This window comes from Shewanella sedimentimangrovi (genome assembly GCF_017354965.1).
In the GTDB taxonomy this organism is placed as follows: domain Bacteria; phylum Pseudomonadota; class Gammaproteobacteria; order Enterobacterales; family Shewanellaceae; genus Shewanella; species Shewanella cyperi.
In genome coordinates, this window is sequence record NZ_CP071502.1 from 2,772,230 (window position 1) to 2,784,613 (window position 12,384).

Consider the following 12,384-nt stretch of genomic DNA (forward strand, 5'->3'; position numbering starts at 1 on the left):
TTACACCTTGCACTGGGCGGCAAGCTGGGTCAGCATCATCTCGCTGTCAGCAAAGGAAATGGCATCGCGCATGGTCTGGCGCAAAAAGGCGTTCATCACCGGCTGCAGTCGAATGGCATTGTCGATGCGGGGATCGCTGCCCTGGGCGTAAGCCCCGATGGAAATCAGATCTTTATTTTGCTGGTACAGGGAATACACCTGTTTAACTTTGCGCATGCACTCCAGATGCAGATCGGAAATCACCATGGGCGCCACCCGGCTGATGGAGGCTTCGATGTCAATGGCAGGGTAATGCCCGGAGTCGGCCAAAGCCCTGGAAAGCACTATGTGACCGTCGAGAATCGCCCGGCTGGCGTCGGCAATGGGATCCTGTTGGTCGTCCCCCTCGGTCAGCACGGTATAGAAAGCGGTAATCGAGCCCTGCCCCGGACCACCGTTACCGGCGCGTTCCACCAACCTGGGCAACTTGGCAAACACCGATGGCGGATACCCCTTGGTTGCGGGGGGTTCCCCCACGGCCAAGGCAATTTCACGCTGGGCCTGGGCATAACGGGTCAGGCTGTCCATCAACAGCAGCACGTCGTAACCCAAATCACGGAAATACTCGGCAATTCGGGTGGAAGTTTCACAGGCCCGCAGACGCATCAGGGGCGAGGTATCGGCAGGTGCCGCCACCACCACGGAGCGGGCCCGGCCTTCGGGCCCCAGGATTTCCTCAATGAATTCTTTTACTTCGCGGCCACGCTCGCCCACCAGGCCCACCACAATAATGTCGGCGGTGGTCCCCCGGGTCATCATGCCAAGCAACACCGACTTACCCACCCCCGAACCGGCGAACAGGCCCATACGCTGACCTTTACCCACGGTGAGCATGGCATTGATGGCGCGCACCCCCACATCCAGGGGTTCATGAATGGGCCTTCTGGCCAGAGGATTAATGGCAGGACTGTGGCGGGAGGCTTTTTGATCTGTGTTCAGCGGCCCCAGGCCATCCAGTGGCTGGCCACTGCCGTCCAGCACCCGCCCCAGCAGCGACATGCCAACATTGAGGCCACTCTGTTCGCCCAAAGGGATAACCCGGGCTCCGGGAAGTACGCCCCTGAGTTCATCTATGGGCATCAGGTACAGGAGTTCGTCGTCAAAACCTATGACTTCGGCCACCAGCTCACCCTGCATGGTCTCGATGGCGCACAGGCTGCCGACTGGGGCACGGCAGCCACTGGCCTCCAGGGTCAAGCCCACTACGCGTACCAATTGGCCGGAGGCCACGGGTCTGAAAGGGGCAATACCCTGGGTGTATTGCGTCAGGTTATGGAGCAGGTGTTGGCTGCGAGCTGACATCATCGTCTCCCGGTTCCGAGGTCTGCACCCCGGCTTGGTCCTCTTCAGCCGCGGCAAGCGTTTGTTCGGCTTGTTCCAGATGCTGCTCATGATTTGCCAGCTGCTGCTTCAAAATACCGGTCTGCTGCTCCAGGCCTTCAAACACAGCGGCCATTCTTTGTTCAATGCGCAGATCCACGCTGGAGCGTTGGCTTTCGATAATGCAATCGCCCCGCGCCAGAGTGGGATCCGCTTCAATTTCCCACTTTTGTCGCTCCAGCTGGGCCTGACTATAAAGACCTGACAGCAATTCAACGTCGTCGGGATTTAGGCGCAGATTGATCCGCTGCTCCTTGATGGGCAAACACTCTACCCCTTTTCGAAGTGCGGCCAATACCTGTTCGGGGTGAGTCTTAAGCTCATGGAGCAACACCTGGCGCGCCAGGGTCATGGCCAACTCCACCAGTGACAGTTCAATTTCTTTATCCAGGTGTGACAGGGGGGCGGCAAACTGTGCCATTAAGGCTTCAAAGCGTTCAACCAAATGCCCGGCTTGCGCCAGGCCCTCCGCCAATCCCTGTTCGTGCCCCTGGACGAAGCCTTCCTTATGGCCCTGTTCCAGTCCGGTGAGACGGCCCTTTTCCAGCCCCTCGCCATATCCCTGTTCCTGACCCGCGGTAAAGCCTTCCTGTTCGGCGGCCTCACGAATGGCTTCGATTTCCGCCATGGTCGGCGGCGCCACCACCTCTTCGGCCGGCGCAGGCTGGTAAACACCGGGTTTACGTCCAAGCAGGTTGGACTCCACCGATTGCTGGACTTCGGTCACATCGGGCAACTGCCAGTGACTGAAGTCCTTGTCGCTCTCGGGGCGCAGCAGGTGTTTGGCGGGTTTGCTGTAGGTCATAGTTAGATGAACTCTTCACCGCCACCGCCGCCGAGCATAATCTCACCGGCATCGCTCAGGCGTCTGGCAATGGACAGGATCTCTTTCTGGGCCAATTCAACTTCACTGACCCGGATCGGGCCCATGGCCTCAAGATCGTCACGCAGCAACTCGGCTGCACGTTTGGACATGTTGCCAAGGATCTTGTCCTTGAGTGGTTCGTCGGTACCCTTCAGGGCCTTCATCAACACATCCTGTTGTACTTCGCGCAGCAGCGTCTGGATACCGCGGTCGTCCACGTCGATAAGGTTTTCGAACACAAACATCAGATCCTGGATCTGTTGCGCCATTTCCTCGTCGGATTCGCGCATGGTTTCCATCAGCTGGCTCTCGATGGCGGTATCCAGGTAGTTCATGATGTTGGCCGCCGCTTTCAGGCCGCCCATCTTCGCCGCCTGGGCGCCACCCTGGCCGGCAAACTGTTTCTCCATGATGTCGTTCAGTTCCTGCAAGGCCGCTGGCTGAACTTCTTCAAGGTTGGCAATCCGCATCAGCAAATCAAGACGGGTATTTTCCGGGAACTGGGCAAAAATTTCCGCCGCCTGATCCGGCTCAAGATAGGACAGCACTATGGTCTGAATTTGTGGGTGTTCGTTCTGGATGATGGTGGCCACCTGACGGGCATCCATCCACTTGAGTGAATCGAGCCCCTTAGCACCGCCACCCATGATGATCTGTTCGATAAGGTTGCCGGCCTTGTCTTCACCCAGAGCTGCGGTCAATGCCTTACGCACAAACTCTTCGCTGTTGAAGCCAATGGAGGAAAACTTCTGGATATCATCCAGGAACAGCTTGTGTACCCCGATGACCTTTTCCTGACCGAAATCCTGCATCGCCGCCATGGCCATACCCACCTTTTGCACCTGCTTGGGTTCCAGATGTTTGAGGATGGCGGCAGCATCGGCCTCGCTCAGGCTCAGCAGCAGGATGGCCGTCTTATCAATACCGGACAAGTCTTTGACATTGAAGCCGGTTGTCACTTTCTCTTTAGTCTCAGCCATTGTCTTGTAACCAGTTCTTCACCACTTGGGTGGATAGTTCGGGCTCGTTGGCCACCAGTGCGCGTATGGCCTTAATCATATCATCATCTTTGTGCAGATTTGGGATCAAAATTGAGCCGTCATCCGCATAACTGTACTCTGCATCGGGGGCCGACAACATGCCCAGGGTATCGGCCGCATACTGGTCCTCGATTTCTGCCAGTTCATGACCCAGACGGGGTTCATCGGGCATGGCAATGCCATCGGGATAAATAAGCCGCTTCAGCATGGGGCGGACCACGAACAGGATCAGCACCAGGATAACGAAGGCACCCAGTCCCAACTTGAGGGCACGCCAGAACCAGGGTTGCTCCCAAAGCTCGGGCTCGGGGACCTCCTCAATAAGCTGGTCCATAAAGGGCACGGTAACCACTTCCAGCATGTCGCCACGCTGACTGTTGAAGCCCACGGCGCCTTCCAGCAGACGGCGGATATTGGTCAGCTCCTGCTCCGTTCTGGGCACGCGGGCCACCTGACCTTCGCCGTTGGCGCCGCCGTTCTTGAAATCCACCGCCACAGAAACACTCACCCGGCGCAATACCCCAACCTGTTGACGGGTATGGCTGATAGTGGTGTCGAGCTCATAATTACGGGTGGCTTCCCTGTGACTGGAACCATTGTTCTGAGAGGCAGACTGGTTCGCAGCCGCCAGGGTTTGCGGGATGTTGGACTCCATGGGAGGCTGATTGGACAGAGCGCCCGGGATCCCCATCACACCGGCGCCGCCGCTGCTGTTTTCGACCGTCATTTCACTGCGAACCGCGGGCAGGTCGGGATTGAATCTTTTTGCAGTCTGCTCTACCGCGGTAAAGTCCATGCTGACATCCACCTGGGAGGTGAAATTTTCCGGCCCCAGTATCGGCATCAAAATCGCGTCAATCTTACTGCGGTATTCGGCTTCTTTCTGTTGTACCAGTTCAAGCTCCCGACGGGCGCGGGCAGAGACACCATCCTGGCTGCCGGAGTTGAGCAAACGGCCATTGGAGTCTGTGACTGTCACCTTGGTGGGTTCCAGCCCCTGCACGGCCGAGGCCACAATGTCCACAATCGCATCCACTTCACCCTGGCCCAAACCTCCACGACGGGTAGTGACCACCACAGTGGCGCTGGGTTGGGATTTATTGCGGGCGAATACGTTTTCTTTGGGCAGCGCCAGGATCACCTTGGCGCGACTGATACTTTTCAACTCTTCAATGGCGCGGGCCAGGTTTTGCTCCTGACTGTGTTTCAGACGGGCCAGTTCCATGCGCTGGCTGACGCCGAACCCACTGTCCTGACTGAGGAAGTCCTCGCCGCCCGCCGGAGAGCTGTCGACACCGGCGCGGCTCAGCATCATCTTGACGTCCTGATACTTGTCCTCGGGCACCTTCACCACATCCACATCAATCTGGTAGGGGATCTTGTTCTTGTCGAGCACATCCAGCACCTGCACCATTTCCTGGGTTTCCATCTTACCCAAGGGACGGTACTCAGGCTCCTGAGCCCACATCATGATAAACACCGCCAGGGCCAAACAGATGGCAAGGGCCAAAATCATGGTGATTTGACGCATCATGTCGACGCCCCCCAGGCTGCCTAGCATGCCGGGTTTGTTTTCCTGTGCCATTCCTTCCAGCCCCTCGGCGCCCATTCCTGCACCGCCTCCGACTATCATATCTGTGCTCACGTCAGTCACCCTTTAAATGCGTTACGGGCCTATACAGGCATGCTCATGATTTCTTTGTATGCTTCTACCAGCTTGTTGCGCACCTGTACCGTGGCCTCGAAGGCGACACTGGCCTTTTCCCGGGCAATAACCGTGTCGGACAGAGTGACTGTGGTGTCCCCCATCTCAAGACGGGTGGCCAGATTGCTGGAGGTACTTTGAAGCTGGCTGACGTTACCCAGGGCATTGACCAGCAGATCACCAAAATCGGTGCCCGCGGTATTGTTAACCTGGCGCAGAGGATTGGCTTCTATGCCCATCTGCGGCGAGATTTCGCGCGTCAGCGCTTGCATCTCCTGCAGCAGTGAAGAATTTCCAATTTGCATATCCGGCTCCCTTGTCACTAATTTGACGGCGATTAAACGCGATAACAAGATAAAGCAAAATCTTTGCCAACTGTATCAGGGCAAGAAAGCAGAAACGAGGAAAAGCAGAGACAGGCTCTGCTTTTATGGGTGGGGATCAGCGGTCAGGCCGGTAATTGAATGCCCATTTCACGCATCCTGGCCATCTTGTACCTGAGCGTGCGGGCACTGATCCCCAGACGCTCGGCCACCAGTTTGCGGCTGCCTTTACATTGGGACAGGGTTTCAAGAATGATGACGTGCTCCTGGGCCTTGAGTTCATCCCCCAGGCCATCCGGCTCACAGCGTCCTTCCTCTGTATGTTCGGTAAAGGCCACTTCCTGGGCATCCAGAATAATGTCCTGGGCCGTCACCGTCGCATCGTGGCACAGAATGATGGCGCGCTGGATGACATTATCCAACTCCCGCACGTTGCCGGGCCAACGGTAGGACAGCAAACGACGGCAGGCACCATCGTCCAGTTCGGGAGCCGCGCCAATACCATTGCGACTCCAATGGCGGGCCAGAAGATGACGGGCCAACGGCAATATATCTGCCGGACGTTGGTTCAGCGACGGCCAGGTCAGAGGGAACACATTGATCCTGTAATAAAGATCTTCCCTAAAATCCCCCTGCTCGGCCATGGACTTAAGATCCCTGTTGGAGGTTGCCAACACCCTGACATCCAGCTTGATGGTTTTGCGACTGCCGAGCCGTTCAACTTCACGCTCCTGCAATACCCTCAGTAACTTGGCCTGCAGCGCAAGATCCATCTCGGAGATCTCGTCCAACAGCAAGGTGCCACCCTGGGCCTGCTCAAACTTGCCGGGGCAAGCCTGGAAAGCACCGGTGAAGGCGCCCTTTTCATAGCCGAACAGGGTCGCCTCCAACATGTTCTCCGGAATGGCGGCACAGTTAATGGCCACAAATGGCCCCTCGGCCCTCGGGCTGTTGTTGTGAATATACCGCGCCAGCACTTCCTTTCCCGAACCGCTGGGGCCCAGGATCATTACGGAAGCGTCCGACTTTGCCACCCGCTCAGCCAGAGACAGCAGTGCCAAGCTCTTATCATCGGCTACCACCGGCCTGTCGGGAGCCGCTGCCACCGGCAGATAACGGCTGACCTGATTGAGCAGCACCTCAGGGGCAAAGGGTTTGGCCAAATAATCAACCGCCCCCAGTTTAATGGCACTGACAGCACTGCCTATGGTGGCAAAGGCAGTCATCAGCAACACCGGGATCTTGGGATGATGTTGCCTCAGATAGCCAAGCAGGCCCATGCCACCTATACCTTCCATCTGTACGTCACTGATCACCATATCAAAACGGCGATGCTTGAGCGCCAGAATGGCCTCTTCGGCACTGGCAACCTCCTGACAATCGTAGTGAGCCAGCATCAGGGTATCCACCAGCGCCTCACGCAGCGCGGCATCATCCTCCACCAGCAATATGCTTGCTTCAGCCATGGTTGACCTCCTCTTTGATGGACTCGGCCACCAGCGGAAAACGCAATGTCACACAGCATCCTTGCCCGGGCGCGCATTGCATATTGAACTCGCCGCCGTGATTGCGGACCACGGTCTGCACCACGGCCAATCCCAACCCGGTTCCCTGGGCTTTGGTGGTATAAAAAGGTTCCAGCACTTTTTGCTGTAGAGCTGGCTCAAGGCCTTTACCGTTATCCGTGACCGTCAGCAGCACCTGCCCCTCTGTATCCTCGGCCCTTACTTCTATCCGGCTGGCACCTGCCTCAAGGCTATTCATCAACAAATTATTTATCGCTGACCCCAGGGCATTGGCATTGGCCAGGATTTGTCCCTGACTGGAATCGATAAGCTGCAATTGAGCTTGGCTGCGCTGTGCCAGGGGAGCGCAGTTATCCATCACTGTGGCCAGTATGGGTGCCAGTTGAGTACGCTCACCCATGGCTTCGTGACGCCCCTTGGCCATCAACAGCATGTCATTGACCTGACGCTCAAGCTCGTTGAGCCTGTCCACCAATTTTTGTCGAAAGCGGGATGAGGATTCGGCAGTTAACTTGGCACTGCCAAGATTGGACGCATAAAGTAATGCCGCCGCCAGGGGGGTACGGATCTGGTGTGCCAGAGTGGCTACCATTTTTCCCAAGGCAGACAAACGTTGCAGGTGTGCCACGTGTTTTTGCAACAAACGGGTCTCGGTCAGATCCGTCAGTACAATCAATTGCCCCTGGGTTTGCAGTAAAGGGGTAATGGCCAACTTGACCCTGCGGCCATTGCGCAAGGACACTTCGTGACCATCATCCTCACGGGGAGCAAAAGCCCGGTTGATAATGCTGAGCCAGCGTTCGGCAACCAAAGGCATTCCCAGCAATTCGGCGGCCATGGGGTTGGCCTGTCGCACTACACCATTGCCATCCAATATCACCACACCGGATGGCATGGCGTGCAACACTTCGTCCATGGAAATGGCAACGGCATTCGCTTTTGCTCCCCTGAGGGAAGACACTTGCAACGCCGGAAATTCGCTTACCTGAGCCTGAGGTTTGGCAGACATACTGCCCCCGTCAAAAAATGAACATGGCTCAGTAACTGCACGAAGCGTGCCAATCAGCGGTAAACATTATCTGCATGATAGATATGAAAATATCTAAGTAAGAGCGGGTATGATTGGGGGACAAAAACAACAAAGGCCGGCAGAGCCGGCCTTTTACATTTGCTGAGCGATGAACTATTCCTTGCTCATGCCATACTTGCGCATTTTTTCCACCAGGGTAGTACGGCGGATCCCCAGCATCTCAGCCGCGCGGGCCACCACGTTATCCTGCTGCTCCAGCGCCTGGCGGATCATGTCGATTTCCAATTCAGCCAACAAATCCTTCAGATTGACCCCTTCCGGAGGCAATTCACTGGGGAAACGGGTCTCAGGGATCTCGACGGGTTCATCATCACTGAAGATGGATGCCAGCGCATCGCGCTCCAGCATTTCCTCACTGACTTCAACACTGTACTCAGGCACGTCGATATGGCGATACTTCATGGGCAGATCGTTGACGTCAACCAAACCGCCCGGGTAAAGGATGGTCAAGCGCTCCACCAGATTCGACAGCTCACGCACGTTGCCCGACCAGTCGTGCTCCTTGAGGGATTCGATGGCTCTCTGGGTGAAGCGCACCTTACCCCGTCCTTCATTGAATACCCTGCTCACCAGCTCCTGCAGCAACAAGGGAATATCGTCGCTGCGTTCGGCCAATGCCGGCATTTCAATGGGGAAAACGTTGAGACGATAGAAGAGGTCCTCACGGAACTCGTTGTTCTCTATCATCTGCTCCAAATTCCTATGGGTGGCGGCCACCACCCTGACATTCGCTTGCAAGGGCTTGCTGCCACCAACGCGTTCGAAGACGCGCTCCTGTAACACCCTGAGCAATTTAACCTGCATCTGCAGTGGCATATCGCCGATTTCATCGAGGAACAAGGTGCCACCTTCGGCCAATTCAAAACGACCTTTGCGGGAGCTGATGGCGCCGGTAAATGAGCCTTTTTCATGACCAAAGAGCTCACTTTCAAGCAACTCGGGTGGAATAGCACCACAGTTGACCGGAATAAAGGGGCCATCGCGGCGATCAGACAAATAATGGATATTACGGGCCACCACTTCCTTGCCGGTGCCTGACTGACCTAGCACCAGAACGGTTGCATCTGAACCCGCCACCTGGCTTATCAGATGTCTTACCTGGGCAATGCCTTCGCTGCGTCCCACCAAGCTGCGGAACAACTTGGTCTGGTTACCACTGGTGGGAACTTCGGTGCGTTTCGCCTGACCGTAGACCTGGCAAAAATGCAGCATTTCGGTTAACTGGGGGTAGTTGAATGGCTCTTCAAGCTGGCCGATAAGGCTACCACCCAAAGCATCAACCGGTCCCAACAAGAGTATGGGTTGCCACGGGATTTGGGCGGCAATGGGCCTCAGCTTATCCAAAGGGATAGCATCGGTTTCAACGATCAAGGCCCTGTATCGGATATTCTGTACTTTTTCGTTCAGCTGCACAGGGGACACAAGTTCCAGCTGCTCGCCTAAAAACTCAAGAATGCAGGAAAGGCGACTAATACGCTCAGATTGGGTTCCTACAAGCAAAATTCGTTGGTCTGTCTGCATCATTCAGTCGGCCGTAACGCTCAAATACCAGAAAAATCGCATTAATTATTGGTGTTCGTTGCTGATAACTGTCTCATTATCCGGTAACAAAATATTAAGAAAAGTTACCAAGAGGGAATATTGTATTATCGGCTCACGAGAAGCAAGCTTATGTTACGCAATAAGCTGTTCCAACACTGATTCTAGCCTAATTTTCTTGCTGAATTTGGCGATTTAGTCAATTTTTTGTCGTTAGTCAAAAAAGGCGCTCTCAGGGCGCCTTTTTGTGATGAAAAAACACACAGGAATCAAACCGCTTCAGAATGTGAGCTAATGTGATGTTTATCCTGCGGAATAGCATCCCAGCCTTCCTTAATGGTACGCAGTATTTCCATAACATCATCAATGGCCTGCACATCATTATTGAGATTGGCTTCGGATACTCTGCGCAGCATGAAGTCATACAAATCATGCAGGTTTGTCGCAATTTGACCGCCGGCCTCCATGTTCAGGCTATTACTGAGTCCGGTAATAATGCCAATCGCCTTGCCAATGTATATCCCCTTATTAGTAATATCATTTTGCTCTATGGCGTAGCGGCTCTGGGCCAAACGCTCCAGCGCCCCGGCAAACATCATTTGAATAATCCTGTGTGGGGACGCAACGGCAATTTCGCTTTCCAGCGAAACTTTACGATATGATTGCAGTGACCCTCTCATAAGTACCTACCTATCCGCATCAATTGACTTATATACATCGAGCTGTCGTTTGCTTTTATTTCCCGCCTGCAGCAGAGATAGCCTCTGAGATTGTATAGCCAGTGCCCTTTGGGTGAAGCTATTGCTCAACATCAATTGATGTTCAAGATAGTTTCTGTCATCCATGGACTCATCGGCGAGCAGTTCAGCGAGTAAAAGTTGACGCTCCTCAACCTTAACCTGCAATTCTGATACCAAGTCATCTGATTTTTCATCTGCAGCTGCAATTTGCTCAACAGCAGCAAGGAGGCGATCCAGTTGACTGTTCAATTCATCCAATGCTTGCAAAAGTTTCCCCTATCTTACTCCCTAACGACACCGGGCAAAGAGTTTAACCTATCGGCCAAGCCTGATGACTGCTGATTCAAACTGGCAACAACCAGATCCATATGATTGAACTGTTTGTACAATCTTGCTTCCAGTTGCTCCATTTTCAGGGTAAATGCTTCTTTCTGATCGGCAATACGCTGCTTATCGCTGGTGTAAGAGTTATTACGCCCTTGGATTAAACCACCTGATTTGACGTAACCATTAGCCAGGCTTTCAAGACGATTGGCCAGACCGGTATCGGTTGTAGAAAACAACCCCTCTATCTTACCCATGTCATTTTTTATAGCGCTATCGAGCTTAGTATCGTCGATAGAAAGTTTGCCATAGCGGTCGGTTTTAATGCCCATATCATACAGGGCAAGTGTTTCCCCACCGCCAATGTCCACCCGTTCACTGATCATGCTACGCAGTTGGGATTCCAATCCACGGATCATTGAGTCCCCCTGCAATGCGGCAGCTTTTTTGGTGTCTGCATCATAGGAAGACAGTTTGTCGATTGAACTCATCAGGGAGTTATAGGCATCAACAAATTCTTTGATATTGCTTTTGACCGCATCCGTATCCTGTTCAATGGTCAGGGTACTGGTTTTGTTAACATCGGCATCTGTCAGACTGAGGGTCACACCGGCAATGGCATCCTTGACCTCATTGGTTTGTGAGGTCACCTTGTCGCCATCTATGTAAATGATGGAATTAGCCGCAGGCTGCAGCTCGGTCAGATTGGCGCCATTGAACATGTCATTGAGGCCTGTGCCGCTGGTGTCGGTCGCAGTCACGCTTATCTGACTGTCTGTCCCCTCGGTATTGGAGGTCAGCACCAAACGGCTGCCGGCATCACTGGTGACAATAGTAGCGGTCACTCCCACATTGTCGGATGCATCGTTGATTTTACTGGCTATGGCACTCAATGAGTCCGTCGCCGCAATGTCTACACCGAAACCGTTACCATTAACAGTGAAGTCCAGTCGTCCTTCACCCACTGTCTGGCTGGCATCTGTGGTATATGCACCTCCGACCTTGTGTTTGGTCGCCAGCTGCTCAACTTTAATACCGTATGAACCGCTTTGGGCAGTCTTATCGGCGGTCGCCTTAAAGTAGATGCTGTCTCCGGTACTGATCTTACGTAGATTAAGATTGTCCCCGGTTTGCAATTTCTTCAACGCGTCCTGAAATTTGGACAACTCGCTCTTGAGTGTTCCCATGGCAGACACTTTGGCCTCAATGGTTTGCTCATTGCGGGCAAACAAAGCTTCCTTGGGCGCCTTCTCGGCATTCACTATGGCCGAGACTATGTCATTGATGGGCAGGTTGGAGCCTATCCCGGTCGCTGTTAATGCCATAGTTACCTCTCAATCTAAACAAAGTTGTTTTAAGCTTCGGTCTTCATCAAAACGCCTGTCACTTCAGACATTTTCCGCGCTAATTCCAGCGCCTCTTCACTGGGGATCTGGCGGATCAAATCACCTGAATCAATATCCATGACGCTGACAACAGGCATGCCTAATTTGTCATCCACTTTGAACGCCAAGCCCTTACGCATCAGCGACATCATGTCTGTCATTTCAGCCGCAACCTGCTCCAGTTGTTCCGGGCTCTGCTCACCTTCCTTGGCGGTTGCCTGAGTATTGTCAGCCTCATCAACGGCCTGAATCAGAGATTCCCGGGTTAGCTCGGCGTCCCGAACCGCCGCTTTCGTTGGCAGGGTACCAACTTCTATTTTAGCGCCTTGTGGAGTGCTATTGCCTGAAATAGTAATATCCATGATTCACCTCACCGCCTGCTTTGACTGTCTCTCAGATGCGATTAAAAAGCCAGCTTTCCAGATGTG

Annotated in this window: 12 protein-coding genes; all 12 read right to left on the reverse strand. The window is 54.1% G+C overall.

What is annotated here, in order from left to right; translation table 11 throughout:
* The 12 genes from fliI to JYB85_RS12140 all read right to left on the reverse strand — a co-directional run bounded on the left by fliI (window position 1) and on the right by JYB85_RS12140 (window position 12,318).
* Entirely contained in the window at window positions 1–1,341 is a 1,341-nt protein-coding gene (gene fliI / locus JYB85_RS12085; RefSeq protein ID WP_207379503.1) for a flagellar protein export ATPase FliI, read from the reverse strand.
* The gene (gene fliH, locus JYB85_RS12090; RefSeq protein ID WP_207379504.1) at window positions 1,310–2,224 is read right to left on the reverse strand and encodes a flagellar assembly protein FliH; all 915 of its coding nucleotides are present in this window, start codon (window positions 2,222–2,224) and stop codon (window positions 1,310–1,312) included. Before fliH ends, fliI begins: the two co-directional genes overlap by 32 nt.
* 2 nt (window positions 2,225–2,226) lie before the next feature.
* A complete protein-coding gene (fliG, locus tag JYB85_RS12095) occupies window positions 2,227–3,264 on the reverse strand; it encodes a flagellar motor switch protein FliG (protein WP_207320249.1) in 1,038 nt (345 codons plus the stop codon).
* On the reverse strand, window positions 3,257–4,957 hold the full coding sequence (gene fliF, locus JYB85_RS12100) for a flagellar basal-body MS-ring/collar protein FliF (RefSeq protein ID WP_207382059.1): 1,701 nt from the start codon (window positions 4,955–4,957) through the stop codon (window positions 3,257–3,259). The genes fliG and fliF overlap by 8 nt, the downstream gene beginning before the upstream one ends.
* A 41-nt stretch (window positions 4,958–4,998) precedes the next feature.
* The gene (gene fliE, locus JYB85_RS12105; RefSeq protein ID WP_207379505.1) at window positions 4,999–5,334 is read right to left on the reverse strand and encodes a flagellar hook-basal body complex protein FliE; all 336 of its coding nucleotides are present in this window, start codon (window positions 5,332–5,334) and stop codon (window positions 4,999–5,001) included.
* A 143-nt stretch (window positions 5,335–5,477) separates the two neighbouring features.
* The gene (locus JYB85_RS12110; RefSeq protein ID WP_207379506.1) at window positions 5,478–6,818 is read right to left on the reverse strand and encodes a sigma-54-dependent transcriptional regulator; all 1,341 of its coding nucleotides are present in this window, start codon (window positions 6,816–6,818) and stop codon (window positions 5,478–5,480) included.
* Entirely contained in the window at window positions 6,811–7,887 is a 1,077-nt protein-coding gene (locus JYB85_RS12115; RefSeq protein WP_207379507.1) for a sensor histidine kinase, read from the reverse strand. The genes JYB85_RS12110 and JYB85_RS12115 overlap by 8 nt, the downstream gene beginning before the upstream one ends.
* Window positions 7,888–8,061: 174 nt before the next feature.
* Window positions 8,062–9,492, reverse strand: coding sequence for a sigma-54 dependent transcriptional regulator (locus tag JYB85_RS12120; protein ID WP_324032786.1), 1,431 nt, complete (start codon window positions 9,490–9,492; stop codon window positions 8,062–8,064).
* Window positions 9,493–9,776: 284 nt separating this feature from the next.
* On the reverse strand, window positions 9,777–10,187 hold the full coding sequence (gene fliS, locus JYB85_RS12125; protein WP_207379508.1) for a flagellar export chaperone FliS: 411 nt from the start codon (window positions 10,185–10,187) through the stop codon (window positions 9,777–9,779).
* Between the two features lie 6 nt (window positions 10,188–10,193).
* The gene (locus tag JYB85_RS12130; RefSeq protein ID WP_207379509.1) at window positions 10,194–10,514 is read right to left on the reverse strand and encodes a flagella biosynthesis chaperone for FliD, FliT; all 321 of its coding nucleotides are present in this window, start codon (window positions 10,512–10,514) and stop codon (window positions 10,194–10,196) included.
* A gap of 14 nt (window positions 10,515–10,528) precedes the next feature.
* The gene (fliD, locus tag JYB85_RS12135; RefSeq protein ID WP_207379510.1) at window positions 10,529–11,896 is read right to left on the reverse strand and encodes a flagellar filament capping protein FliD; all 1,368 of its coding nucleotides are present in this window, start codon (window positions 11,894–11,896) and stop codon (window positions 10,529–10,531) included.
* A 29-nt stretch (window positions 11,897–11,925) separates the two neighbouring features.
* The gene (locus JYB85_RS12140) at window positions 11,926–12,318 is read right to left on the reverse strand and encodes a flagellar protein FlaG (protein WP_207379511.1); all 393 of its coding nucleotides are present in this window, start codon (window positions 12,316–12,318) and stop codon (window positions 11,926–11,928) included.
* Between the last annotated feature and the right edge of the window lie 66 nt (window positions 12,319–12,384).